This window comes from endosymbiont of Ridgeia piscesae, assembly GCF_001443665.1.
Lineage (GTDB): Bacteria > Pseudomonadota > Gammaproteobacteria > Chromatiales > Chromatiaceae > Endoriftia > Endoriftia persephonae.
Genome location: NZ_KQ557128.1, coordinates 22559 through 46347, shown reverse-complemented (window position 1 = coordinate 46347; position 23789 = coordinate 22559). Strand labels below are relative to the sequence as shown.

Genomic DNA, 23789 nt, shown 5'->3' with positions numbered 1-23789 from the left:
CTCGGGCCAGTTAGCTCCCCTTGTTTATCCCGCCAACAGACACAGCACCATTTTGTCTACTTTGAGATGTCTTTACACTCCCGGAAGATCCGCTTGTCGCAGCCCCTGCAGATCTCCCGATTCAGTTTCTGGTAGATGGCGCGAATGCTGTCCGTCTTGGACTGGAAGATATGATTCGGATTGATCACATCGAGAGCACCAAAGCGCTCCAGAGCATCCCACAGCCCCTGCTTGACGTGAATCATATAAAACTCTCCACCCATCCCCTTCCGTTTTCGCGCCTCATCGGCCAGCGCCTGAGCGCCGCTGATATCAACAAAGTTGATACCGTTGGCCACGATCGCCAGATGAGTCTGGGCCGGTGACTGTTCACGAATGCGTTCAAACTCATCCTGCACATGGTTGATCGAACCGAAAAAGAGCGAGCCGTCGATGCGCAGGATCTTCAGCTGAGGGCATTGGGGCAGCCCCGGATCACTAGAGAAGGCACTCTTGTAGAGCATGGGATTGGGGGCCCGGCTGACGATACGGGGGCGGGAGACCCGCTCCAGATAGAGCACCAGCGACAGCAGGATGCCAGCGAAGATTGCCAGCTCCAGCTCTAGGAACAGGGCGCCTAAGAAGGTAACCACCATCACCGCCGTCTCCCGGCGGCTGCCCTTCAGGATATGCCGGATCTCCTTGAAGTCGATTAGACCCCAGGCAACCATGAACAAGATGCCGGCCATCGCCGCATTGGGCAGCCAGTCCGCATAAGGGGCCACCAGCAGTACGATCACCACCAGCAGCAGGCCGGCAAATACCGCAGCCAGGGGTGTCTTCGCGCCCGATTGATAGTTGAGGCCACTACGGTTGAAAGAGCCGGTGGCCACATAGCCCGAGAAGAAGCTGCCCACGATATTGGACAACCCCTGGCCGATAAACTCCTGGTTGCCATCGATACGATCGCCGCTGCGGGCGGCGATGGAACGACCGATGGAGACCGCTTCAGTGAGGGCGAAGAGGGTCACCGCCAGCGCAGAGGGGGCCAGATCACGGATCGTCTGAAACGAGAGATCGGGGCTAGAGAGAGGCGGCAGGCTCTGCGGCAGGGCGCCCACCGTCTTGATCGCGGTGACATCGGCGCCGAACAGCTGATTCAACCATGCTGCCGTCAAGCCGCCGGCCAGCATCGCCGCAATCATGTAGGGGAAGCGGGGAAACCAGCGCTTCACCGCCAGCCCTGAGAGCAGGGTGATCACCGCCACCGATAACACATAGGGATTGATTGAGGGGATCTGCTGCCAGAAATGATAGAGGATCTCATGCAGATGGCCGCCTCTCGGCATCTCCACCCCAAAGAAATTCTTCAGCTGCTTGGCCGCAATCAGAATCGCCGCGCCGGCAGTGAAGCCGACTATCACCGAATGGGAGATGAAATTGACCAGCGCCCCCATACGAACCAATCCAAGCACCAACTCGAGCACCCCCACCATGAGGGTCATGGTCAGGGCCAGGGTGACATAATCGGCGCTGCCCGGCTCCGCATAGACACTCAAGGCAGAGAAGAGAACGATAGACGCCGCCGTGGTCGGCCCCGACACCAGGTGGCGCGAGGAACCGAACAGGGCGGCGATAATCGCCGGCACCATCCCTGCATAGAGGCCATACTCCAGCGGCATCCCGGCAATGGATGCAAAAGCCACCCCCTGGGGCAGCACCACCACAGCCCCGGTCAGCGCAGCCAGCAGATCGCTGCGCAACGTCGTGGAATCAACCTGCGGCCACCAGCGCAGGAACGGAAACAGCCTCAGGGCAAGGCCGTGTGCAAAATCTTGTGTCATATAACCTTCTCAACAACTTCACTATTTGTGATACACCACACCGAAAGATGTGGAGCATACGGATAGTAGTCTACCGTTACATATGTGAATAATTCGTTAAGGAGTCTCTGACACGGAGAGCGTCCAGATGTGACGCCAGCCTTTGTCAAACTCTACCGCGGGCTCTTGCTGGAGCGCGACATCAGCCAGCCGCAAGGGACGAAGGTTATTTTACAACGCCTCCCGGCATTGCTGGCACGTCATCTGCTGGCAGAACTCAAGGTCATAGACCAAGCCCACTATAGGGAGCAGAGTGAACGTATTTCATTTACGGATTCGTGATCGAGCGCGAGTTCCTTGATCGCCGTCTCTCGGTATACCACCCAATTGTCCGGCATATCATCAACAGTATTGGTAGTAACGGTGCTTGCCAGGAGATAGTTAGCAAGCTTTAAGACAGCGATGTGCCCACGCAGGTGCGGATCTTCTATGTGATCACAGCATCTCAAGTGGTGTTGGCTAATTGCATAACAGACCGACTCGGGTAGTTCCCAATGCTTAGCCAACATAAATCCCACAACACAGTGATTGGTTCCGAATTGTTCTTCCTCTGCGGCGATCACTCCGATGGGATCATCCTCCCATTTCTCCATAAACCCCAGATAATCCCCGAATTTCTGCGCCAGCAGCACCATGCCTGCGTCATGAAACAAACCACTAAGGTAGGCGTCCTCCGGTGCGACATCGTCGACCATAGCCGCAATTCCTGAAGCACAGTGTGCAATGATCTGTGAGTCTTCCTCTATCTGTCGATAGTCAGCGTTGTTGTTCGCCAAAGCGCGTTTGAAGGCCGAAGCGATAACCAAGTTCTTCAGGTTCGTCAGTCCAAGCATCATAGTGGCATGCTCAACTGATTGTATCTCCGCCCTGCGGCGATAAAGAGGGGAGTTGGCTAATTTTAGAACGTTTCCTGCTAGCGCAATATCGCTCGTGATCAGTTCCGCCACCTTATGGGGACTGGTATTTTGCCGTCCAATTTCCTGGTTGACCTTAACCACAACGTCCGGCATGTTCGGGACGCTCATCCCTTTAATCGTTTTATAAGCTTGGCGAAGTTGATTTTTGGACAGCAAAAACTCGTACGACACCAAATGTAGCTCCCTCTAAGTTGATCTAGTCACGTTAGCGGCTATTGATCGGGATAATTTATCTGAAACCGCATGTTAGGGGGCCTCTACCCAGGCAGACCACTCAGAGCGATCAACTGCTCCAGCGCCTCCACATAGCTTTGAAACGCCGCCCGGCCAGTTTCAGTCAGGGCATAGATGGTCTGGCTGCGGGGAGAATCGTCCAGCTTGTGGGGTTGGATGTACTCCGCCGCCACCAGCTTCTTCATGTGCGCCTCCAGATTGCCGTCGGTAAGGCCAAGCGCCTTCTTAATCTCGGTAAAGCTGGCCTCATCACGCCCGGCCAGATAGGCGACGATGCGGGTGCGCACCGGCTGATGCAGCAGCCGGTCGAGCTGGGCGGGTTGAGACTGTTCGTGGATGCTCATGCAGAGCGCTACTCGCCGATCTCGACCCGCAAAGAGGTATCGATTCTCGGCCCTGTCTCCTTGTCGATGAGTGCCTGGATAGTCAGCCTGGGGACGCGGAAATTATACGAGATCTCCTTCCACTCACCACCACCAATTCGGTAGTGCCCCTCGGGCACCCCGTCTCTCATCAGGATCTCCAACGGCTGGCTCAAGCGCAGCGGAATCGGCTCCAGCTCACTGCTCTGCAACAGGTTGCCCTCCCAGGTCAGATAGAGCGGCACCGGAGAGCCAACCGGCAGGCTAACAATCTGCTCGCCTCTGGCCTGATCAACCGCAAAATCGGCCAGCCGGATAGGCTCAGCCTGGGAATCGAAGGAGACCCGGGTCATCTGATAACCCGCTTCCGCCATCAGACACACCAGCAGCCCCCACCCCACCAGGGCCGATAGAGCCACCAGACGCCGCATCTGCGGCTGATAGCGCAGGATTAGCCCCAGTAGGGGCATCCCGGCCCCGAACAGCGCCGCCGCAAACCACTGGGTGAGCTGATAGTCGGCCCCCAGCGCCAGCAGCAACACACTCGCCAACATCATCGAAGCCCCATACCACTCCAGCGGCTGTTCAGAGAAGAGCCCGTGGATCACCAGCGCCAGGCCAACCAGGAAGATCCAGGCGGCGAAGATCATGTAGCCACCGCCGTAGAACATGGTGGCCACGGACATCAGCACCCCCAGCCCCATCAGAATCCACCACACCTTGGTGAGCTGGCGCTGCACGAAGGATAAGGTCCGATCCTGCCGCCAGCGCAGCCTGCGGGTGAAACGATAGTCGAACAGCCCCGCCGTGGTCAGCACACCTCCCACCAGCAGAAATACCGCCAGCGCCTGGGACCACCGCTCCGGGAAACGCGCATCGGTGATCAGCAGATCGGTAAAGATGGCAAGAAAGCCACCGGCGCCCCCCCAGATCAACAGCGTATGGGGGTCCATACGCACACTCTGCTGGCCCCTCGAGATCATGCTGTAGATCGCATCCAACTGCTCGGGATGGCTCTGTTTCTCCATCACTGATACCTCCAGTCCGATTCTTGCTCTGTGTTTCAGAGTGTATTACTCTGAAACACAGAGTACAACCTCGAATGGACTCTGCAAGCGTTGATCAGACCGATCGACACCACTCAAATCAGGAGATGACAGATGAAACAGATGGTACTGAGCACAATGCTATTGGCACTGGGAATCAGCGGCTGTGCTTCAATGGCACCGCCCAGCAGCGCTGAGATGGCGAAACTGCCCGTTGTAGAGATCGGCAACGGTACACCCGACAGCCCTGACTATGTACTGCACATCCCTGCCGGCCAAACCTTTCCGGTGGAGCTGGTGATCGACGGTTCAATGCTGCAACAGAAGGCTGGCGCTAACACCCAAGTCAGCCTGCAGCGGGAACTCTATCTCTACAAACAGTGGCTCAGCTACGACGGCAAGAGCTGGCAGCCGACCCATGAGCAAGTCGATTTCACCCTTTCTGCCGGTCTGGATGGCGAGGGCGGCAAGGTGGTAGTGAAGGCAAACGACAGATAGCTAGCCAGCTAAGTAGGTTGGGATGAGCAGTCGCGAATCCCAACATGCGCGCCCCCTACCGGGTCCGCGGTGCCGGATCGCTGAGAATCAGCTCCGGCTCGGAAAACGGTGCCAAACGCTCAATGAAGTCGATCACCTCCATCACCGGCGAGCCGCGGAAGAAGCCGGTGGTGGGGCGGTCCATCCAGATCCGGTCGGAATAGAGGCGGATATCGTGGGGCGTGTCGCCAAAGCCGTCATCATCCTGGTCGAAGCCTTCATAACCTTCCCAATGATTGCCCCGCCAGTCGTTAAAACGAGCGCTGATCGGGGCGCTCACCGCCACCGAGGTGAGGTTGTTTTCGAAGTAGTTGTCGTGGATGCGATGACCACCCTTCTCCCCATAGAAGTACATCGCCACCGTGTTGTAGGTGAAGTGGTTGTCGCGTAGGTAGAGGATGTTCTCTGGATCGGTGGGGGAGTTGGCAGTGAGGCCGACCGCGTTGTGCAGGATCTGGTTGCGGGCGATCACCACCTGGGAACTCTCCTTGATGGCCAGGGCCGAGCTGCCGGTGTTGCGGATCTGCTCGATGCGGTTCTCTTCGATCTTCAGGCGGTCCGAGTAGATCGCGACGATGCCAGTATCGTTGCCAATGATCCGGTTGGCCCGCACCTCGTTGTCCGGAGAGAAGATAAACTCCATGCTGATTCGGCTGTCGCGCAGGGTGTTGCCGATGATCCGGTTGGCCGGCGAGTTGGTCAGCACCAGATCGCGCACCTGGCTGAACTGATTGTTCTCGATCAGGTTATCGCGGCTGTACCAGAGCCGCAGCCCCTCACCACGCAGGCTTGGCTCACGGGGGAGCGAGGCGATGCGATTCTCGCGGATGGTGTTGTGATTGCCCTGCTGCACAACGATGCCAAACAACACCTCATCGATCCGGTTCTGCTCGATCCGCACATGGTTCGCCTTCAGCAACAGGCCGGCGTCCATAGCGTCGTGGGAATCACCTGAGTTGATCAGGTGCAGACCACGAATGGTGGTATTGTCCGCCTGTACACTCAGCACCGTGCCCTGCTCGCCACCATCGATAGTGACCTGGCCCTGGCCATCCAGGGTGATCGGCTTGTTGATCACGATCGGACCGGGATAGGTGCCAGCTGGCGGGCGCAGGGTACCGCCGGGGGCGGTTAGATCGATGAACAGCTGCAGTGGCGGCAGGCAGTGGGCGGGGCTGGCGATCAGCAGGCCGGCCAACAAACAGAAGGTGGAGAGGATCGGGCGTGTCATGGATAAGCTGCATCCAGTATTACTGCTGTCTCTCAACCGCGGAGACCATCCGATACTACCGCGAAACGTCTGGCTTGGCAGCTGGCTTGGCCAACAACACAGTGATGGATTTCGCTCGCTCAACCCATCTACATTTGAAACCAAAGTCTCTGTTTTATGTTGCCGGATTAATATTAATACCGGCTCGGCTGCGGCCAGTCGATATGCCGATAGTCACGGCAGCGCCAACCATGCAAGGTGCGCACCACGCCACCTCCAGCGGTGACGGCCGGTACGCTCCCAACCGGCTTGCACTCAGCAAACGCCTGCAGCAGTGCAGGCGCCAGGCCCGCATAATCTGTGACATAGAGGGCGCTTCGCCCCTGCTCCCGCTCCAACCCAGGCCAGAGATGGTACTGGGTAAACCGCCCACCGCCAGATGGCAGCGGATAGGCCGGCAGCCGTTGCGGCCAGTAGAAGGCCAGTTCGCTGGCCAGGTGGTAGTGGGAGGCGATCAGGAAATCGACCGGCCCCGCCTGCGCTGCCAGGGTCGCTATCGCCCCCCGCCAGGCCTGGGTCTTCTTCAGATAGCTCTTGTGCAGCGGCAAACCAAACAGCTGCGGAAAGGGGACCAGGAGCGAGACTAGCATGCCGGCCAGCAGCCCCGCGACCATAAAGCGTCGGTGGCGCTCGAACCACTCCCCCGCATAACCCGCAAACAGCACGATCACGCCGATGTGGATCGGCGCAGGCCAGTTGAGCTGCACCTTGCCGCCGAATGACTTCCAGAGGAAAAACACCATCAGCATCAACGTCAGGCTGCGCACCAGCCAGGCCTCGGGCTGCTGCGGCCGACGCACCAGAGTGGCAATCATCACCAGCCCCAGCAGGGGTGAGAGTGCCAGCGGCTGGCCCAGCAGCACCTCAAAAAAGTTGCCAATGCCCCCGCCCGCCATATGGCCCTGCTCGTGGCGGAACATCACCCAGTCGTGCTGGCTGTTCCAGATCAGCACCGGCGAGACGATGGCCAGCGCCAGCAGCGCACCAAGCCAAGGGTGGGGCTTGAGAAACTGCTGTCGCCACTCGGCTCGCGTCAGCATCAACAGCGCGACGAGGATCGGCAGCAGCGCGATACTGAACTTGGCCAGGGCGCCGATGCCGACCGCAATCCCCATTTCGTACCAGGCGTGGCTCTGCCCCCGTTGCAAGGCGCGCACCGCCGCCCATAGGGCCCAGGTCCAGAAGGGGAAGAGCAGGCTGTCGGTAGTCATCACGCTGCCGAGCATGAAGAAGAGCGGCGAGCTGAGTCCGAGCAGCACCGCCCACCAGCCCGCCGCGCGACTCTGCCAGAGATCCCGCGCAAAATGGAACAACAGCACCAGCAACAGGCCGTGGCTGAGCCAGGCCATCAACCGCACCTGCCAGTCGCCCTGCCCGAACAGTTCGCCTGGCAGTGCGATCGCCAGGGCGATCAGCGGACCCTTCGAGTAGTAGCTCCAATCGAGATGTTGCGACCACTCCCAGTAGTGAGCCTCATCGAAGTTCAGTTCGATGTTGGCAGCCCAGATCAGCAGCGCGTGCAGCGGCACCAGGGCCACCACCAGGAGTAACAGCCACCAGCGATCGTGTCGCTCAATCGTCATCTTTTGGCTTGTCCGCCAGCCCGCCCCCGCTATCACGGCGCACCGTATAGGAGCGGGTATCGCCAGTGGCGAAGTAGGTGCGGGAGTTGAGTTCACTGAGCACGCCGGTGGTCATCAGTTGCACCGCCACCAGGATGAATAGGATGCCAATCAGCAGCAACGGCCGGGTGCCGATATCTTCCCCAAAACCGATCTTGAGCACGCCGAGATAGCCCAGGATCAACCCGCCCAGACCACCGAAAAACATGCTGATACGGCCAAAGAAGTGGCCAGGTCGGCTGAGGAAGCGCAGAAAGAAGTAGACCGAGATCAGGTCGATGATCACCCGGAAAGTGCGCCCCAACCCATACTTAGATTCGCCATGAATGCGCGCCCGGTGGTTGACTACCTCCTCGGTGATGCGCGACGAGGAGGTGTACATCGACATCCAAGCCGGAATGAAGCGGTGCATGTCGCCAAACAGCCGCACTCCCTTGATCACCGAGGCACGATAGACCTTGAGGCTGCAGCCGTAGTCATGCAGGGTCACATCGGTAATACGGCCGATCAGCCGGTTGGCGATGCGCGACGGGATCTTACGAATCAGATCATCCTTGCGCTTCTGCCGCCAGCCCTGGATCAGATCGAGATCTTCCGCCACCAGCCGCTCCACCAGCCGCGGGATATCCGCCGGATCGTTCTGCAGATCGCCATCGAGAGTGGCTATCACCTCTCCCCTGGCGGCATCGAAACCCGCCTGCATCGCCGCGGTCTGGCCAAAGTTACGTTGCAGGCTGATGACTCGCACATGGCCCCCGGAGCTAATCGCCTCCTGACGCAGCGCCTCGCCGGTGCCATCGCTACTGCCGTCGTCCACCAGCACCAGCTCCCATTCCCCGCAGTAGTGCTCCAGTGCCTTGTGCACGTCGTTGAAAAACGGCGCCACATTTTCGATCTCGTTATACATCGGCACCACAACGGAGAGGCGTGGTGCCCGACTGGCATCGCCCTGCTTTTCTTTTTCATTCATCACAATGTCATCACAGTCAAAATCAATCGGAACCACGACAGCGAACGCGGTCGTAGAGGCAGGCGGCGGCGAGGCCCCAGAGAGTACCAATCGCCGCGCCCATCACCACCTGGCTGGGAAAGTGCTTCGCCAAATAGATACGCGACAACGCCACCAGAATCGCGCTCACTAACATAAACAGACGCCACCCCTTCCAGGCGGGTCGGGTGACAAAGAGAAATGCCGTTGCCGCAAAGGAGTTAAGGGCATGGTTCGATGGCATCCCCTTCAGGCTCGCGCCGCACTGTCCCCCCTCGATCAACCGCAGCGGCTCAAAAAACGAGAAACAGGGGCGCGCCTGGGCAAACAGATCCTTCAGCTGCGCCCCCAGGGCATCCCCCAGGGCAACCATGAGGATCAACGCCAGCCACCAGCGCAAGCCTGCTGAGAGCTCTCGGCTGACCGCCGTCCACAACAACAACAGCAACAGTGGAAAAGAGAAGCTGTATTTATCTGAGACCCAGCTCAGCAGCCAGTCGAGAAAGGGGCTGGCCCAACCCTGGTTGATCCAGATAATCAGCGACTGATCAGATGACATGCTCCCTCCCCAACAGCAGCGCCAGCGTCCCAGAGAGCAGCGACAGCCCAAGCAAAAACAGGTGCAAATTGATCGCCGCGCTGAGGGCCTGCTCTGCCGCGGTGCCGGTGGGCACCAGCACCGCCATCACCCCCGCCTCGAAGGTGCCGGCAGCGGCAAACCCCTGCATCGGCAGCACGCTGCTCAGATCACCGGCGATGGCCCCCAGCCAGGCGGCACCTGCAGATGTCTCAGCCAGACTGAAGAGAATCCAGGCGAAGGCCCCCAGCTTGATGCTCCAGTTGAGCAGGGTGAAGAGGATGTTGATCAGCGCCTGTCGGCGCGCCTGCGGAAAGCCGTTGCGCAGCGCCTGCAGCCGCTCCGACCAACGCTCCGGCAGCCGCAGCGCCGACCAGGCGATCAACCGGGGCACCAGCCAGGGAGCAAGCAACGCCATCAGCGGTGCGATCAGCAAAGCAGGGGCGAAGGCGCTGTCGAGCCACAACAGCAGCGCCGCCACACCAATCAGGCTGAGGGTGAGCAGATCGAGAAAACGGAACCAGAGCAGCGCGCCCACCGTCTCGGCCCGACGCACGCCGAAGTAGCGTTTCATCAGCAGCGGCAGGGAGAGCTCGCCAGCACGCATCGGCAGCAGATTGTTGAACAGGTTATGCAGCAGCACCATGCGCAGGCTCAGCGCAAAACGCCCGCCGGTTGCGCTCAGGAAGTGGAGATGGATGCGCAGGGTACGCATCAGGTAGCTGGTCACCACCAAGCCGGCCGCCAGCAGGATTTGGATCGGGCTGAGCGCACGCCAGGCAGCAAGAATTCGCCCCCAACCGACCCAGTACTCCACCGCCGCCAGCAAGACCGCAAACAGCACTCCCCACAGCAGCATGCTGCGGCCGCGGCCAGACTCCGGCTGCATGCGGGTTGCTGCGTTTGTGCTCTGTCCTGTCATTCGTCAATCGGCCCCCGCTGCGCCTTCAACGCGTGGTGCGGCGCGCACCCCGATCAACAACGCGGCGAGCAGGCAGATCAAGGCAATAGCCTGCTGGAAGGCGAGCGCCATAGGGTAGCCAGTATGATCGATCAGCAGCAGTGCAAGGGCGCACAGCAGCAGGAAAACGGTAAGCCGACTGCGACCAGGCTCCCGTTCGCCCCAGCGCCAGCGCTCGGCGAGGCGAGTAGCCAGGATAGCCGCGATCCATCCCAGGCTGGCGCCAGCCAGGATATCCACCGGCCAGTGCACCCCAACCACGCTGCGTGACAGCCCCACCAGAGTCGCCAGGGCAATCAGTGCAACCACCCGCAGCGGGTGCTTTAACCCAGCCAGGCTCAGCACGCCGGCCAGGGCGAAGATGGTCGCGCTGTGACCCGACGGAAAGGAGTGGCTGTGGTACGCTGGACCGATCGTCAGCAGCTCCGACGCTGACAGCAACGCCGGTGGCCGCGGTGCGTCCAGCATCGGCTTCAGCAGATGCACCAGCAGCGCGCCGATCAGCCCCGCCAGGATCGCGACCCAGGCCAGGCGTGGGTTGCGCTGCTGTAGCGGCAGCAGCAACGCCAGCCCCACCAGGCCATCCCCGAGGATCGTGATCGAAGTCCAGAGCACCGGGTCGCCCTGCCCCAGCCGGTTCAGCAGCAGCAACAGTTCGCGATTGAGCGGGCTCTGCCACACTAGCAGCGCCGCGCCGGCGCTCAGCAGAGGCAGCATCCAGACCAGTGGGTGGCGCAGCTTGAGTCGACTCATGGGGGATCTCCGGATCGATTTTCACCAGGACGATGCCGCCCTCATCAAACAGCAGAGTGTGGGGAGGCAGATCGGCACGATGGTGGCGCTTTGTCAGTACCAGGTCGCCTGCCCTGGGCTCCCGGGTGGGCGTGACCGCCTCCCGATAGACGCTGAAGCTGGGCAGTTTAGCGCGCCACATGATCACTTCGCCCGGTAGGCCTCGGGCCAGCTCCGCGGCACGTTTCACCGGCCCCTGCTGGATCTGACCAAATACCGGCAGGAACACCCCGGAGAGGGCAAACACCGCCAGCAGGCCGGTGGCGAGTAGGCTCAACTCGCCTAAACGGCGGCGAAACAACATCAACCCGACCGCCGCAACCAACGCCAGACCGACCCCGCCATAGTAGGCACTGGTGAAGTGCCGCTCAAGCTCGGCCAGGGCCGCCTGAGCGTAGGGGTCTTTGATCTGTGGCAGCGCCATATCCAGCAGGCCCGGCAGCGCCAGCAACAGCCCCAACAGCAGCAGCAGTGGCAGAAAAGCCGCCATACCGAGGCGCCTGCCGCTCAGCCAGACCCCGCCGAGCAGAAACAGTGGCGTAAGCCCGTAGATCAAGTAGTGGGGCAGCTTGGTCGCGGAAAAGGAAAAGAAGAGGAAGACAAAGCCAAACCAGATCAACAGGAACCGCGGCAGTGGCTCGCTCCACCTCTTAACCGCCATCCCCAACCCGCCAACGATCGGCAGGGTAAACGGCAGGGTGGCGAGCAGCAGCACCGGCAGATAGAACCAGAACCCGCCTTGGTGCCCCTCCATCGCATCGCTGAAACGGCCACTGTTGTGGGTGAAGAAGAAGCTCTCGAAAAAGCCCATGCCGTTTTGCAAATACTGCACCAGATACCAGGGGGCCGCCACCAACAGGAACAATCCCCAGGCACGCCAGTCGATCAGCATCGCACCGAGCTGACGCAGCCGGCCGCTCGACAGGCTGAACAGCAGCGCCACCGCACCGGGGATCAATAGCGAGACCGGTCCCTTGGCAAGAAACCCCAACCCTGCAGCAAGCGCAGCAAGACGCAGATAGCGATGCTGTTCGCTCTCAAAAAATCGGTAGAGATTGAGCATCGAGAGGGTCAGACAGAGGTTGAGCAGCGCATCGGCGGTGGCCGCCTTGCCAATCAGCGTGACGCCGATGGAGCCAGCCAGCAGGATGCCGGCAGCAAGACCTGCGCCCTGACCGAAATAGCGACGGCCAAACAGCACCAGCGCCAACGACCAGAGGCTGGCAGCCAGCGCCGAGGGGAGACGAAAGGCAAACTCATTCAGACCGAACAGGGAGACACTAGCCGCCTGCAGCCAGTAGATCAGGATCGGCTTGTCGTAGCGTGGCACCCCGTTGAGGTAAGTGGAGAGGAAATCCCCCCGCTCGAACATCTCGCGGGTCGCCTCGCTGAAGGCCCCCTCGTCGAGATCGAACAGCGGCACCGCATGCAGGTTGAGAAAAAAGCCGACCAGCAGAGTCAGCAGCCAAAGCAGCAGTAGCCGGGCGTCACGATCAGCGCTGAAATCTTGTGTCATGGGCGGCTATCTGGGGACACGCACCACGTTGGCCACGCGGGCAGTCTGTCTGGCTCTTGAAAAGAGCCGAATTCTCTCACACAGCCGTGTGACTGGAAAGTGGCCAGACCTCAGCCTGTAGGCCTTTAACGATGATGTGCTGCGTCCATGCCGGCACCAGAGGAGAACCCCGCCGCATCCACCCTGCCCTTGCGACAGCTCTTGCCGTTGGAAACTGACGCAGCCTGGATCAGCTCAGCCAGAGACCCAGCCGAAGGATCCCCCCGCAGCGCGATCCTCAGCTCAGTGATCATCCCCTTACGGCACTTCATCACCACCCGCCTGCCGCTGCCCGCCCCAAACGCCCGGTCAAACGCCTGCCGCAACTGATCCAGCGAGAGCCGATCACCAATCTTTTCACGAAACAACCGCCCGACCAGGGATTGGTTGATCGCCTTCAGCAGCGCCACGGAATCCTTGAAATAGCGTTCCGCCGTGCCGTAGCAGCTGCCATGTTTAATCCACTCATGACGATGCAGAAAGGAGGCGCTCCCCGGCATCACCCGTTCGAGTGTTTCGCGGGTCGCCGTGCTGAGCTGCAGCCTCGGCAACCCCTGCCAACGCCCCCGCTTGTCACGCTTGCGCAGTTTTTTGCTGGCACCACAGTAGACCTTGCTCTTAGGCTGCGGCCAGAGTCCGTGCAGAGAGAGATAGGAGGCGTCATAGCGGCCGACCTGTTGGCTGCGACACTCCTGTTTATTTCGATGCGTCTCACAAAAGGCCGGCTGCCAGCTCAATGCCAGCAGATAGTCGGCATCTGCTGCGTGGGCCCGCCCTGGCTGATCAGCACCGGCCACCGGAGAGACGGCGATCAGCAACAGCGATAGTAAAAGAGACCTGAGAGGATATCTACGCATGGAAAACGGGACGATGGTGATGAGCGTGGGTTCAGAATCGCCCAAGATACAGGAGCGCCGCTAGCAGCGCGAACGATTGACTCGACACCGGGATACACCACCTTGTAGGCCCAGCTTTAGGCGAGGATGTCCGACTCAAGTTCGTTATTCGCGCCGCCATCGGCACTCCCACACATGAATCCAGGGGCTTGCCGTTGGCGTAGTATCCTGGAGCCATCCCGCTGACTGAGGAGTGACCGCATGATCCTGCGGAGTCTGATTTTTGCCCTTCTGTTGCTGACGGGCAGTGTCTTTGCCGCGCCCAGCGCGAAGCTTTGGCCAGTCTGGCAGGCGCATGATGAGTCGAATCAGCAGGCGCTGGACCACCAGCCCTGGGATGAGCTGCTGGGGCGTTATCTGCAGGTCAATAAGGGGGAGATCAACCGCTTCGATTACCGGGCGATGACAGCAGCAGACCGGGCGCAGCTCAAGGGCTATCTGCAGGGCTTGCAGCAGGCCACGGTGTCCAAACTGAGCCGGGCTGCACAGCGCGCCTACTGGATCAATCTCTACAACGCCACCACGGTGGCGGTGGTGCTGGAGCACTATCCGGTGGAGAGCATTCTCGATATCGACATCTCTCCCGGTCTTTTTAGCAACGGCCCTTGGGGTAAGAAGTTGCTCAAGATTGAGGGGCAAGAGGTCTCACTGGACGACATTGAGCACCGCATCCTGCGCCCGATCTGGCGCGATCCACGGCTCCACTATGCGCTCAACTGCGCCTCGCTGGGCTGCCCCAACCTACAGCCAGTAGCGTTTACCAGGGAGAACAGTGAACGCCTGCTCGATGCGGCCGCGCAGGCCTTTATCAACCACCCGCGGGGCGTCGAGGTGGTCGATGGCAAGCTGGTCGTCTCCAGCATCTATGATTGGTTTGAGGCGGATTTTGGCGGCAGCGACGCAGGGGTGATCAAATACCTGCGCCGCTACGCGCAGCCCCCGCTAAAGGAGGCGTTGAGGGGCGTTGAAGAGGTCGACGACCATCAGTATGAGTGGGGGTCAACGCGATGCGTTAGTTCTGATCACGGGAGAGGCCCGTCTTTTCCATGCAGCTCTCCATCTCGGAGGCGCTATTGCTGCTCTCAAGGCAGCCTTTGGTGGCCTTGCCCTGTTCGACCGACTGGGTGATGTCCGTCAGCATCTGTGCCTTGGTCTCAGCATTCCATTCGATCTTGGAGGCATCAAACTCCTCTTTCGGCGGTCGCTTTTGATGCGGGGCACCCTGCGGCGCGAGGTTCTGCATCATCTTCTGCTGCAGGTCACGCATGATGGTGGTGCACTCAATGAAATCGTCCTTGCTCTCTGCCGCCTGCAGACAGTTGCGGGTACGCTCCATGGCGGGCACCGACTGCTCCAGCATTGGCAACATACGCGACTTTGCCATCTTGAAGATCTGATCCATCTGGGCCTGGTGGTCCGACGGCGCAGCCAGGGCCACAACCGGCAGGAACAGCAACGATGCAACGAGTTTCATGGGGGTCTCCATAGGTTTTTTAGATTCTTCCGTCTCCGCAGGGAGAACGCAGACACTACCGCAACTAACCACTTGTGTGCCAGCGGAAGAGGTCTGTTCTTGAGAAATCCCAGATTGCGGACCAGAATAATCTGCATGAGAACCCTGCTTCTGCTCGCCCTTCTGAGCCTACCCTTGCAAGCTCACGCCTTTTTCTGTCTCGCCTTCAAGGCCGCAGGCAACAACCGGGCATCCAGATTTGAGCGGCTGCACATGCCCCCACCACCCCTGCTGCCACCGCCTCCGCAGCTCGTCATGCCGGTCTGGGCAAATAGCCCTGCAGCCACCACTGCTCCATCCGAAAAGATTGAGCCAGAGCTGATTAACGGTTATCGTTTCCGGCCCCTGCCGGGAAACCGCACCCGCAGACAGGCTGTAATCCCCCTCTACAACCATTAAACTCTCCCGCTTTCACAGCTTTCAGGAGTCTCCCAGTGGCAGAGAAGAGAGTCGATGTCGCCATCATCGGGTCCGGTACCGCCGGTCTCAACGCAACCAGCAAGGTCGGCCCCGCCGGCAAAAGTTTCGTCCTGATCAACGGTGGCGAACCGGGCACCACCTGCGCTCGGGTCGGCTGCATGCCGTCCAAGGCGCTGATCCAGGTGGCAGAGGACTACCATCGCCGCACCCATCTGGGGCGCTACGGAGTGGACGGCTACGAGGAGTTGAAGATCGACCTGCCGGAGGCGATGGAGCATGTGCAAGACATGCGCGACACCTTTGTCGACCGGGTGCTCTCCAACAGCACCGACAACATGGGCGAACGGTTCATCGAGGCCTATGCCCGATTCGTCGATCCCCACACCCTGGAACTGGACAATGGCGACCGGGTGGTAGCCGACAAGATCGTCATCGCCACCGGTTCGCGCCCGGTGGTGCCCGAGGCCTGGCAGGCCTTCGGCGATAAGGTGATCACCACTGACAGCTTCTTCGAGCAGGAGGACCTACCGGAATCACTAGCGGTGGTCGGACTCGGCGTGATCGGCCTGGAGCTGGGCCAGTCGCTGGCGCGTCTGGATGTGAAAGTGACCGGCTTCGACGCGGCTGAGAGCATCGGCGGCGCCACCGACCCCGAAGTGGTGAAAACGGCCCTGGAGATCATGCAGCGCAGCTTCGACATCCACCTGGGCCAACCTGTGGAGATCAGCGAGAAGGGGGACAAGCTGCGGGTCAGCGCCGGCGACAATGCAGTCGTCGTCGATAAGGTGCTCTGCGCCATCGGCCGTACCCCCAACCTGCAGGGTCTGGCGCTGGAGAACAGCGGCCTGGAACTGGACGAGCACGGCATCCCGCTGTTCAACCGCAACACCATGCAGTGCGGCGACTCCCACATCTTCATCGCTGGCGACCTCAACGGCGAGCGACCAATCCTCCACGAGGCGGGGGACGAGGGCAAGATTGCCGGCTTCAACGCCGCCAGCGATTCGGTGCAGGGCTTCAAGCGCAAGCTGCCGCTGGCGATCAACTTCTGTGACCCCAACATCTGTCTGGCAGGCGCCCGTTACGACGAGCTGGATCTGGCGACTACCGCCATCGGCGAGGTCAAGCTGGCGCCGGTGGGCCGCGCCATGATCATGGGGCAGAATCGGGGAGTGATCCGGGTCTATGCCGACAAGGCAAGCGGGAAGATGCTGGGTAGCGAGATGATCTCGGTACGTGGCGAAAACCTGGCGCACCTGCTCAACTGGGCCATCACCCAAGGGCTCACTGTGGGGGATCTGATCCGCATGCCCTTCTACCACCCGGTGATCGAGGAGGCGCTGCAAGCGGCGCTGAACAACCTCTACGCCCAGGTAGAGGCAAAGAATGAGGGCGCTATCAAGGAACTCTATCCGCTCTAAAAAGAAAACGGCCGGGGGAGTCCCCCGGCCGTTCAGTGCCATCAGCGCTTAGATATCGCCGCTATCGCTACAGCTCCAACCCCAGCCTTCGAGCTTCTGACTGAAGGCCTCGGCCTTCACCTCACAATAGCCGCCTTCGGCCTGGGCACTCCAGAGCACCTGCATCTCGCCCGGCACCTCGCTGTCTTTGTAGTAGCGTACCTCACAGGGCGGATACCCCTTCTCCTCCAAGTAGTGCACTTCCACACGCCGCTCCAGCCCCTGATTCTGACAATTGTAAGTGTAGTCGGCATAGACACTGCCACTAAGGCAAGCTGTCAGCAGACCAAAGGCTGAAATATGACGCGAAAAAGCATGAATACGCATAAAAATATCTCCTTGATTTAATGACTGCTCCCGCTCGATCCCACTACAGGGTTGCCTGGGAGTTGGTATAAAAAGACCAGATTGGCCGAGTAAAAACCGGATCTCCGTCCAGAATTTTGCCCTTACGCTGCAGCACCCCCTGCTTCTGTGAATCCGATTCCACAATCATTTAAGTATTTTTCGATACTCTTAATGGTATATACTTTAATGTCGGATTTTTTTACACTTTTTCATCGGGATCGGGGAACGAAATGACAAAGAAAACAAAGGAATCGACGACTGCCGAGGCAGAAGGCGTTTCCGACAGCAGAGAGAGCGAGAGCCGACTGCTGCCCGGTCTGCTCCACTCCATCTTCGACCGCATGCACAAGGAGAACCGCGACAGCGGCAAGGCGCAGGAGAAGATCATCCATGAGTTCACTGCCCGTCTCACCGACGCCTTCAATGAGGTGCATGCGGAATCCAAGGAGCGGGAGCGCCTGCTGGAGGAAAAGCTCAAGGCGATCGAGCAGGAGCAGGAGTACAAGATCCGCCGCATCAAGTTTCTTTCGGTGCCCGGCACTATCATCGCAACAGCCTGCATGGTCTATCTCTTCTACGTGGTGCACGTGATGGAGACTTCCATGACCAGCATGTCAGACGACATGCACCACATGCGCGGCTATATCTCCAGCATCAGCGGCGATACCCGTGTGATGTCGAGTAATGTGGTGACGATGAACAACCACATGGCCGACATGAACGGCAACATCGGTAGCGTCGATGAGAAGATGGGCAACATGAATAGTGAGATGGGCGACATCAAAAAAGAGGTCAAGGGCATGAACGGCAATATGACCCACCTCAACCGCAGCGTCGGTGTCATGACCCGTGATGTCGGCGCCATGTCCCATACTATCTCACCCGTCATGGGCAGCATGGGCAAATTCATGCCATTCTAACTTCCCCACTACCGCCCCAAGCCTCTCCCATCGGAAGGGATGTGGAGCAGGGCCGCTCAGGGTTTGAGATGGATGAAATCCTGAAAGGTCGAACCCTCAAGCTCAGGATGGGCCGCGAGAAAGGCATCGAGCTTTTTCAATGAGTAGGGGGTCAGCGCCTTGGGGTGTCCCATCACATTGAAGATGTCGGCAGCGCCCGATGCCTTCAGGCGGCGGTAGGCCCGCTCCAGCAGGCCCGCCTTGGCGCCGTCGATGGAGGTTACGGTATTGCTGCTGCGACTCAGCAGCTTCCAGTAATGGGCTGCATTGTAGACCATCGACTGACCATCGCCAAAGCTCTTGAATTCACCACCTTTGGCGAACTTCTTGATACAGACCATCTTCCAATAGAAGCTCGGCAGCACCCGGCAGGCGGTGATCGGGATCTCGACGAACCAGCCCTGTGGATCCTCCACCACCGGATCTTCATCAAAGCGCCACTGCTCCTTCTGCGGTGCCTGACGGAAATCGAAACCGCGGATCTCATCCGGCGAATAGCCCGCATCGTAGACCGTGCTGTCGAGCCAGACTCCATGCTGGTGCAGCGCCTCGGCCAGCGGCACAAACGGCTGGATGCACCAGCCGCCGGCCCGATAGGCGAAGATGCGATCACCAACGATCTCTACCAGCCGTTGTTTGTAGCGCCCCACCAACTCGTGGATCTGTTCCCGGTCGAAGTCGTGCAGCCGATAGCGACTGGTATCGATCTGCCAATTGCCATCCCGATACTCGGTATCCTCCCAGTGAGGATGGATGTGCAACTGCACCTCGTGACCCGCCTCGACCAGACTGCGCAGTTGCTCAGTGACCTGCTGGTAGTCACGCTGCAGCTCCGGGAACTCACCAGAGAACCGCTGCAGGCGATCGAGATAGCCCGCATCGACGAACAGAGTGAGACGGGCGCCGTGCTGATCCAGTATCTGGATCAGCTCATTGATGGGCTGGATCATGCAGTGCTCAACACTGCCCACTCTCTGACCAAAGAAGAGTTCGTAATCGAGGGTGATCAGCAGTCGAGTAGTCATTATCTTCCTTTTTTTGTCGGCATGAATGCATGTGACTCACAGCACACAGAATGGGCGATTATGACACTATCCGACTAGGCGAGAGCGAGAATTACCGCACGTCTCGGCGCTGGCAGCCCCTCGACGGTCCGTGTTGAATCTGCCGGGTCGAGATAATCCGCCAACGACTCAAAGCGCATCCAACCGGTAGCGCGCTGTTCCTCGGTGGTGGTCGGGCTCACATCCAGGGTGCGGATCTGCCTGAAGCCGACGCGCCGCAACCAGCTCTCCAGGGTCGCAGGCGAAGGGATGAACCAGACGTTGCACATCTTTGCGTAGCGTCCCTCCGGCACCAGCACCTCTCCTGCCCCGCCCTCGATCACCAGGGTCTCCAGCACCAACTGGCCATCCTTTCGCAGGGCCCCCTTCAACTCGGAGAGATGCTCAAACGGTGAGCGCCGATGATAGAGCACCCCCATCGAAAAGACCGTATCGAACCCCTGCAGATTGGCCGGCAGATCCTCAATTCCCAGGGGCAGAACCTCGACCGGATAGCTGTGGCCGAGGAAGTGGCGCATCGCCTCGAACTGCATCACGAACAGCTGGGTCGGGTCGATGCCGATCACCTGACGTGCGCCCGCCCCAGCCATGCGCCAGCAGTGGTAGCCGTTGCCGCAGCCCACGTCGAGCACCAGTCGCCCGGCCAGCGGTTCGATCTGATCCTTGAGCCGATCCCACTTCCAGTCGGAGCGCCACTCGGTGTCGATCGGCAGACCGCAGATCTCGAATGGCCCCTTGCGCCAGGGGTGGAGCTGCTGCAACAACTGCTCGATCTGCGCCCGACTGGCCGTGTCGCAATCCTCTGGTCGGCCCGCCGTCACCGCGGCTCGATCCAGCTCGCAGCCCGATAGCTTCAGCTCGGGCAATTCTGCGATGGCCTGCTGCCAGCGGCCCATATCGCCGTGGGAGCGCTCCCGCCAAACCACCTCCACCTGCTCGGGCAGTTGTACCAGCCAGCGCCCCAGCGGGGTCTCCAGCAGCGGTTCGATCCAGGCCCAATCGTGCCTCATTTGACCGCCAGCAGGGAGATGAAGTTGAAGCACTGGAACCAGACCTCGACCCGCTCGAAACCGACCTGCTGCAGACGCATCCGATGGGTCGCCAGCGTCTCGGGGATCAACACATTCTCCAGCGCACTGCGTTTCTGGCTGATCTCCAGCTCGGAGTAGCCCTGAGCGCGCTTGAAGCCGTGGTGCATCTCGACAAACAGCGCCTGGCTCTGTGGATCCTCCAGGGCGATCTTCTCTGACAGCACCAGCACACCACCCGGCCGCATCCCCTGCCAGATCGAACGCAGCAGCCCCTCGCGAACATCCAGAGGGAGAAACTGCAGGGTGAAGTTAAGCACCACCATCGATGCGTCACGCACCTCGATATCACGCAGATCGGCGCAGACCAGCTCGATATCTCGCCCCTCTTCGCTAGCCGAAAGCAGCTCTTGCGCCCGCTCCAGCATCGCAACGGAGTTGTCCACCGCAACGACCTGGCAATCACGTCCAGCTGCCCCAGAACGCATCGCCAACGCCGCCGCCGCCAGCGAACAGCCCAGATCGTAACAGCGACTGCCCTCACTGACGCAGCTCACCGCCAGGGTGCCGATCATATTGATAATGGTCCCGTAGCCCGGCACCGAGCGCTTGATCATATCGGGAAAGACTTGCGCTACCTGGCGGTCGAAGACAAAGTCGCCGCTGCCCTGCTGAGGCTCGGCATAGAGGCGGTCGGTTGAGAGATCCTGCGGCATGGTTGCAAAGGGTGACTGTGAAAAGAGCTTATTTTACGCCGATTTTACCGCCGAAGTCGGCCCGATTGCCCCTTGGATTCAGTGGCAAACCAAGCGTATCGCTATCTTGGAAATGTTAGGATTAGCGGGCCACAGGTGATCTACCTGGCGACCCACGGGTGGTCATGTCGATCCATCAGATTTCCAATGGAGGATAGCGCCATGAAACTCCATGCGTTCTTTATGATGCTGCTACTCAGTCAATCCGGACAGGCTGCTGATATCGTCTCCAATCGAAGCATCGGCATGGAGTTGGCCCGTGATTTGGCGAATCAAGCGATCATGGCCTGCCGGGTTGATGGCTATCATGTCAGCGCCGTAGTTGTGGATCGATTTGGTCTGATCCGCGCTGCACTGCGCGATGACCTTGCTTCACGATTCACCTTGGAAATTGCTGAACGAAAGGCCAACCTGAGCGTTATGGCATGGGTTGATAGCGGCCTCTTCAGAGAGTCCCGCCGTGACATCCAACAGGAGCTGAATCACATCGAGGGGCTGATCGTGATGGAGGGCGGCGTCAAAATCACCGCCAGTGGATACAACCTGGGGGCAATCGGTGTCAGTGGCGCCCCTGGTGGCGAAAAAGATGCCGCCTGCGCGCATAAAGCCCTCGAGAAGTTGCGTGAACGAATCGAGTTTTCAATCGAAGAGTAAGACCATAGCAGGCAGATCACTCCTTTTGGCTCTGGTTCCGGTTATAGATTGCGGGCGGCGGTCTCTCCGGCTTTGACATCCACCCTGCTGAGCAGCAGCGCGCCGATGATGAAGAGCAGAGAGACCGAGAGGATGGCGAGACGGGGATCACCCGTGAGCACGCCGACCCAACCCATCAGCAGTGGCCCTAGTACCGCGGCAAATTTGCCCAGCATGTTGAAGAAGCCGAAGAACTCACCGGACTGGTCGGGCGGGATCAGGCGGGCGAACAGCGAGCGTGAGAGCGCCTGGATACCACCCTGCACCAAACCGATCGCCACTGCCAGAGCGTAGAACTCCCACACCTCATCCATGCGATAGGCCCAAAGTAGGATCAACAGATAGCAAAAAATCGCCATCAGAATACCCTGGCGAGGACCATGGCGCTGGCCGATCCGGCCAAACAGGATCGCCGCTGGAAAGCCGACAAACTGGGTCAGCAGCAGCGCGACCATCAGATTGTTGGCATCGAAACCGACCGAGAGACCGTAATCCACCGCCATGCGCACGATGGTGTCGACGCCATCAATATAGAACCAGTAGGCGAGCAGGAAGAGAAAGGTGATACGCAGCTGACGGAGCTTGCGCACGGTCTCTGCCAGCTGGCGGAAGCCAGCCAGCAGTGAATTGGTGCTGGCCGGCAAGATCTGCGGTTCAGGCACAAACAGGAACAGCGGCACCGAGAACAGCGCCCACCAGACCGCCACGCTGACAAAGGAGAGCTTCACCGCCTCGGCCGCATCGGCCAGACCAAACCACTCCGGGTGGAGTGTCATCACCACATCAAAGGCAAACAGCAAGCCGCCGCCCAGGTAGCCCAACGCAAAACCCAGCGCCGAGACCCGATCGTAGTCGCGGTTATCGGAGACCGCCACCAGCAGCGAATCGTAGAAGATGTTGCCACCAGAAAAACCAAGGATGCCGAGCCCATAGAGCAGCAGCGCCATGCCCCAGTTACCCGCCGCCACCAACTGTAGCGCACCAGTCATGATGATACCCATGGCGGCAAAGAAGAGCAGGAAACGTTTTTTCGCTCCTGCCTGGTCGCCGATGGCGCCAAGCAGTGGCGCCATACAAACCACCAGCAGACTGGCAATGGAGTTGGCCATGCCGAGCTGAAAGGTGCTGTCGGTGGCGCTCAGGCCGGAGGCCCAGTACTGCTTGAAAAAGATCGGAAAAAAACCTGCCATCACAGTAGTGGCAAAGGCGGAGTTGGCCCAATCGTAGAAGCCCCAGGCGAGCTGTTGCCGGGGTTCGCTGTGAAACTTTGCCTTCGCCTCTGCCTGCTGCAAATTCAGCCTCACTACGCCGGGTTGGCAGCAGAAAAACTGGCGATCATCGCCATGCGCACCAGCTCAGCGAGGGAGCGAGCAGCCATCTTCTCCATCACCCGGGCGCGATGCGCCTCCACCGTCTTGGCGCTGACACCCAGAGCGTTGGCGATCTCTTTGTTCGCCTTGCCGATTGTCACCATCTCCATCACTTCGTGCTCGCGAGGGGTGAGACGCGCCAGACGGGCCGCCACCTCGGATCGCTGCGCCTGTATATCACGCTGTTTTTCATCAAAGATGATGGCGTGGCGGATGCTTTCCAGCAACAGTTCGTCGTTAAAGGGCTTTTCGATGAAGTCAATGGCACCGGCCTTCATCGCCCGCACTGCCATCGGTACATCGCCATGGCCGGTGATGATGATTACCGGGATCGGAATGCTGTTGCGTTGCAGATACTCCTGCAGCTCCAGGCCACTCATCCCCGGCATGCGCACATCCAGCAGCAGGCAGCCTGAACGTCCAGGATAGTAGCTCTCGATGAAGGCATTGGCCGAGGCGAAGGTCTCCACCTTCATCGCCACCGACTCGATTAACCATTTCAATGAGTTACGCATCGCCTGATCATCGTCCACCACAAATACTGTCGGTTCAGAACTCAT

Annotated in this window: 24 protein-coding genes and 1 pseudogene; 6 read left to right on the top strand and 19 right to left on the bottom strand. The window is 59.8% G+C overall.

Annotated elements, in window-relative coordinates:
• Positions 1–56: 56 nt before the first annotated feature.
• The 4 genes from Ga0074115_RS08335 to Ga0074115_RS08320 all read right to left on the bottom strand — a co-directional run bounded on the left by Ga0074115_RS08335 (position 57) and on the right by Ga0074115_RS08320 (position 4403).
• On the bottom strand, positions 57–1823 hold the full coding sequence (locus tag Ga0074115_RS08335; protein ID WP_057957105.1) for a SulP family inorganic anion transporter: 1767 nt from the start codon (positions 1821–1823) through the stop codon (positions 57–59).
• A 278-nt stretch (positions 1824–2101) separates the two neighbouring features.
• Positions 2102–2950, bottom strand: a complete 849-nt coding sequence (locus Ga0074115_RS08330; RefSeq protein ID WP_157292713.1) for an HDOD domain-containing protein — start codon at positions 2948–2950, stop codon at positions 2102–2104.
• A gap of 86 nt (positions 2951–3036) precedes the next feature.
• Positions 3037–3357: a winged helix-turn-helix domain-containing protein gene (locus Ga0074115_RS08325; RefSeq protein ID WP_057955582.1), complete on the bottom strand. Its 321-nt coding sequence runs from the start codon at positions 3355–3357 to the stop codon at positions 3037–3039.
• 8 nt (positions 3358–3365) lie between these two features.
• Entirely contained in the window at positions 3366–4403 is a 1038-nt protein-coding gene (locus tag Ga0074115_RS08320; RefSeq protein ID WP_232432990.1) for a hypothetical protein, read from the bottom strand.
• A 132-nt stretch (positions 4404–4535) separates the two neighbouring features.
• Between Ga0074115_RS08320 and Ga0074115_RS08315 the strand changes: the two genes are divergently transcribed.
• Complete coding sequence (locus Ga0074115_RS08315; RefSeq protein WP_060528409.1) at positions 4536–4919, top strand: hypothetical protein; 384 nt, start codon at positions 4536–4538, stop codon at positions 4917–4919.
• Between the two features lie 55 nt (positions 4920–4974).
• Here the strand turns inward: Ga0074115_RS08315 and Ga0074115_RS08310 are convergent, their stop codons facing one another.
• The 8 genes and pseudogenes from Ga0074115_RS08310 to Ga0074115_RS08280 form a co-directional block, all read right to left on the bottom strand.
• Positions 4975–6189 (bottom strand): right-handed parallel beta-helix repeat-containing protein, encoded by a 1215-nt coding sequence (locus Ga0074115_RS08310; protein ID WP_057955585.1) that lies wholly within the window; start codon positions 6187–6189, stop codon positions 4975–4977.
• A gap of 173 nt (positions 6190–6362) precedes the next feature.
• Positions 6363–7811 (bottom strand): ArnT family glycosyltransferase, encoded by a 1449-nt coding sequence (locus tag Ga0074115_RS08305; RefSeq protein WP_057955586.1) that lies wholly within the window; start codon positions 7809–7811, stop codon positions 6363–6365.
• Positions 7801–8820, bottom strand: coding sequence for a glycosyltransferase family 2 protein (locus tag Ga0074115_RS08300; protein ID WP_006473719.1), 1020 nt, complete (start codon positions 8818–8820; stop codon positions 7801–7803). Before Ga0074115_RS08300 ends, Ga0074115_RS08305 begins: the two co-directional genes overlap by 11 nt.
• Positions 8821–8842: 22 nt before the next feature.
• Entirely contained in the window at positions 8843–9397 is a 555-nt protein-coding gene (locus tag Ga0074115_RS08295) for a phosphatase PAP2 family protein (RefSeq protein WP_057955587.1), read from the bottom strand.
• Complete coding sequence (locus Ga0074115_RS08290) at positions 9387–10337, bottom strand: lysylphosphatidylglycerol synthase transmembrane domain-containing protein (protein WP_057955588.1); 951 nt, start codon at positions 10335–10337, stop codon at positions 9387–9389. Before Ga0074115_RS08290 ends, Ga0074115_RS08295 begins: the two co-directional genes overlap by 11 nt.
• A 3-nt stretch (positions 10338–10340) precedes the next feature.
• The gene (locus Ga0074115_RS16725; RefSeq protein WP_232432999.1) at positions 10341–10844 is read right to left on the bottom strand and encodes a phosphatase PAP2 family protein; all 504 of its coding nucleotides are present in this window, start codon (positions 10842–10844) and stop codon (positions 10341–10343) included.
• 1174 nt (positions 10845–12018) lie between these two features.
• A pseudogene (locus tag Ga0074115_RS16720) lies at positions 12019–12540 on the bottom strand (ArnT family glycosyltransferase); the annotation flags it as partial.
• Positions 12541–12809: 269 nt separating this feature from the next.
• On the bottom strand, positions 12810–13580 hold the full coding sequence (locus Ga0074115_RS08280) for a ribonuclease T2 family protein (RefSeq protein ID WP_232432989.1): 771 nt from the start codon (positions 13578–13580) through the stop codon (positions 12810–12812).
• A gap of 240 nt (positions 13581–13820) precedes the next feature.
• Between Ga0074115_RS08280 and Ga0074115_RS15815 the strand changes: the two genes are divergently transcribed.
• Entirely contained in the window at positions 13821–14747 is a 927-nt protein-coding gene (locus Ga0074115_RS15815; RefSeq protein WP_232432988.1) for a DUF547 domain-containing protein, read from the top strand.
• Here the strand turns inward: Ga0074115_RS15815 and Ga0074115_RS08270 are convergent.
• A complete protein-coding gene (locus Ga0074115_RS08270; RefSeq protein ID WP_057955591.1) occupies positions 14632–15093 on the bottom strand; it encodes a hypothetical protein in 462 nt (153 codons plus the stop codon). The two genes, Ga0074115_RS15815 and Ga0074115_RS08270, sit on opposite strands and share 116 nt — an antisense overlap.
• 135 nt (positions 15094–15228) lie before the next feature.
• Here Ga0074115_RS08270 and Ga0074115_RS08265 point away from each other — a divergent pair, with 135 nt between their 5' ends.
• Positions 15229–15531: a hypothetical protein gene (locus Ga0074115_RS08265; protein ID WP_057955592.1), complete on the top strand. Its 303-nt coding sequence runs from the start codon at positions 15229–15231 to the stop codon at positions 15529–15531.
• A 35-nt stretch (positions 15532–15566) separates the two neighbouring features.
• The gene (locus Ga0074115_RS08260; protein WP_060528407.1) at positions 15567–16973 is read left to right on the top strand and encodes a dihydrolipoyl dehydrogenase; all 1407 of its coding nucleotides are present in this window, start codon (positions 15567–15569) and stop codon (positions 16971–16973) included.
• A 48-nt stretch (positions 16974–17021) separates the two neighbouring features.
• On the opposite strand, the gene Ga0074115_RS08255 is transcribed toward Ga0074115_RS08260, so the two are convergent.
• Complete coding sequence (locus Ga0074115_RS08255; RefSeq protein WP_232432987.1) at positions 17022–17339, bottom strand: hypothetical protein; 318 nt, start codon at positions 17337–17339, stop codon at positions 17022–17024.
• Between the two features lie 251 nt (positions 17340–17590).
• Between Ga0074115_RS08255 and Ga0074115_RS08250 the strand changes: the two genes are divergently transcribed.
• Positions 17591–18280, top strand: coding sequence for a hypothetical protein (locus Ga0074115_RS08250; RefSeq protein WP_057955595.1), 690 nt, complete (start codon positions 17591–17593; stop codon positions 18278–18280).
• A gap of 56 nt (positions 18281–18336) precedes the next feature.
• Here Ga0074115_RS08250 and Ga0074115_RS08245 read toward each other — a convergent pair whose 3' ends face one another.
• The 3 genes from Ga0074115_RS08245 to cmoA all read right to left on the bottom strand — a co-directional run bounded on the left by Ga0074115_RS08245 (position 18337) and on the right by cmoA (position 21127).
• Entirely contained in the window at positions 18337–19344 is a 1008-nt protein-coding gene (locus Ga0074115_RS08245) for a polysaccharide deacetylase family protein (protein WP_060528406.1), read from the bottom strand.
• A gap of 74 nt (positions 19345–19418) precedes the next feature.
• Positions 19419–20393 (bottom strand): tRNA 5-methoxyuridine(34)/uridine 5-oxyacetic acid(34) synthase CmoB, encoded by a 975-nt coding sequence (gene cmoB / locus Ga0074115_RS08240; RefSeq protein WP_057955597.1) that lies wholly within the window; start codon positions 20391–20393, stop codon positions 19419–19421.
• A complete protein-coding gene (gene cmoA / locus Ga0074115_RS08235; protein WP_060528405.1) occupies positions 20390–21127 on the bottom strand; it encodes a carboxy-S-adenosyl-L-methionine synthase CmoA in 738 nt (245 codons plus the stop codon). Before cmoA ends, cmoB begins: the two co-directional genes overlap by 4 nt.
• Positions 21128–21328: 201 nt before the next feature.
• Between cmoA and Ga0074115_RS08230 the strand changes: the two genes are divergently transcribed.
• Positions 21329–21820 (top strand): GlcG/HbpS family heme-binding protein, encoded by a 492-nt coding sequence (locus tag Ga0074115_RS08230; RefSeq protein ID WP_057955608.1) that lies wholly within the window; start codon positions 21329–21331, stop codon positions 21818–21820.
• A gap of 41 nt (positions 21821–21861) precedes the next feature.
• Here Ga0074115_RS08230 and Ga0074115_RS08225 read toward each other — a convergent pair whose 3' ends face one another.
• On the bottom strand, positions 21862–23157 hold the full coding sequence (locus tag Ga0074115_RS08225) for an MFS transporter (RefSeq protein WP_408642711.1): 1296 nt from the start codon (positions 23155–23157) through the stop codon (positions 21862–21864).
• Between the two features lie 5 nt (positions 23158–23162).
• Positions 23163–23789: a response regulator transcription factor gene (locus Ga0074115_RS08220; protein ID WP_057955599.1), complete on the bottom strand. Its 627-nt coding sequence runs from the start codon at positions 23787–23789 to the stop codon at positions 23163–23165.

What these genes read in the sequence shown, in the direction of transcription:
- Ga0074115_RS08335 (WP_057957105.1), bottom strand. Translation starts at nt 1,823, where the DNA reads ATGACACAAGATTTTGCACACGGCCTTGCCCTGAGGCTGTTTCCGTTC.
- Ga0074115_RS08325 (WP_057955582.1), bottom strand. Translation starts at nt 3,357, where the DNA reads ATGAGCATCCACGAACAGTCTCAACCCGCCCAGCTCGACCGGCTGCTG.
- Ga0074115_RS08320 (WP_232432990.1), bottom strand. Translation starts at nt 4,403, where the DNA reads ATGGAGAAACAGAGCCATCCCGAGCAGTTGGATGCGATCTACAGCATG.
- Ga0074115_RS08315 (WP_060528409.1), top strand. Translation starts at nt 4,536, where the DNA reads ATGAAACAGATGGTACTGAGCACAATGCTATTGGCACTGGGAATCAGC.
- Ga0074115_RS08310 (WP_057955585.1), bottom strand. Translation starts at nt 6,189, where the DNA reads ATGACACGCCCGATCCTCTCCACCTTCTGTTTGTTGGCCGGCCTGCTG.
- Ga0074115_RS08305 (WP_057955586.1), bottom strand. Translation starts at nt 7,811, where the DNA reads ATGACGATTGAGCGACACGATCGCTGGTGGCTGTTACTCCTGGTGGTG.
- Ga0074115_RS08300 (WP_006473719.1), bottom strand. Translation starts at nt 8,820, where the DNA reads ATGAATGAAAAAGAAAAGCAGGGCGATGCCAGTCGGGCACCACGCCTC.
- Ga0074115_RS08295 (WP_057955587.1), bottom strand. Translation starts at nt 9,397, where the DNA reads ATGTCATCTGATCAGTCGCTGATTATCTGGATCAACCAGGGTTGGGCC.
- Ga0074115_RS08290 (WP_057955588.1), bottom strand. Translation starts at nt 10,337, where the DNA reads ATGACAGGACAGAGCACAAACGCAGCAACCCGCATGCAGCCGGAGTCT.
- Ga0074115_RS16725 (WP_232432999.1), bottom strand. Translation starts at nt 10,844, where the DNA reads ATGCTGGACGCACCGCGGCCACCGGCGTTGCTGTCAGCGTCGGAGCTG.
- Ga0074115_RS08280 (WP_232432989.1), bottom strand. Translation starts at nt 13,580, where the DNA reads ATGCGTAGATATCCTCTCAGGTCTCTTTTACTATCGCTGTTGCTGATC.
- Ga0074115_RS15815 (WP_232432988.1), top strand. Translation starts at nt 13,821, where the DNA reads ATGATCCTGCGGAGTCTGATTTTTGCCCTTCTGTTGCTGACGGGCAGT.
- Ga0074115_RS08270 (WP_057955591.1), bottom strand. Translation starts at nt 15,093, where the DNA reads ATGAAACTCGTTGCATCGTTGCTGTTCCTGCCGGTTGTGGCCCTGGCT.
- Ga0074115_RS08265 (WP_057955592.1), top strand. Translation starts at nt 15,229, where the DNA reads ATGAGAACCCTGCTTCTGCTCGCCCTTCTGAGCCTACCCTTGCAAGCT.
- Ga0074115_RS08255 (WP_232432987.1), bottom strand. Translation starts at nt 17,339, where the DNA reads ATGCGTATTCATGCTTTTTCGCGTCATATTTCAGCCTTTGGTCTGCTG.
- Ga0074115_RS08250 (WP_057955595.1), top strand. Translation starts at nt 17,591, where the DNA reads ATGACAAAGAAAACAAAGGAATCGACGACTGCCGAGGCAGAAGGCGTT.
- Ga0074115_RS08245 (WP_060528406.1), bottom strand. Translation starts at nt 19,344, where the DNA reads ATGACTACTCGACTGCTGATCACCCTCGATTACGAACTCTTCTTTGGT.
- cmoB (WP_057955597.1), bottom strand. Translation starts at nt 20,393, where the DNA reads ATGAGGCACGATTGGGCCTGGATCGAACCGCTGCTGGAGACCCCGCTG.
- cmoA (WP_060528405.1), bottom strand. Translation starts at nt 21,127, where the DNA reads ATGCCGCAGGATCTCTCAACCGACCGCCTCTATGCCGAGCCTCAGCAG.
- Ga0074115_RS08230 (WP_057955608.1), top strand. Translation starts at nt 21,329, where the DNA reads ATGAAACTCCATGCGTTCTTTATGATGCTGCTACTCAGTCAATCCGGA.
- Ga0074115_RS08220 (WP_057955599.1), bottom strand. Translation starts at nt 23,789, where the DNA reads ATGAGTTCTGAACCGACAGTATTTGTGGTGGACGATGATCAGGCGATG.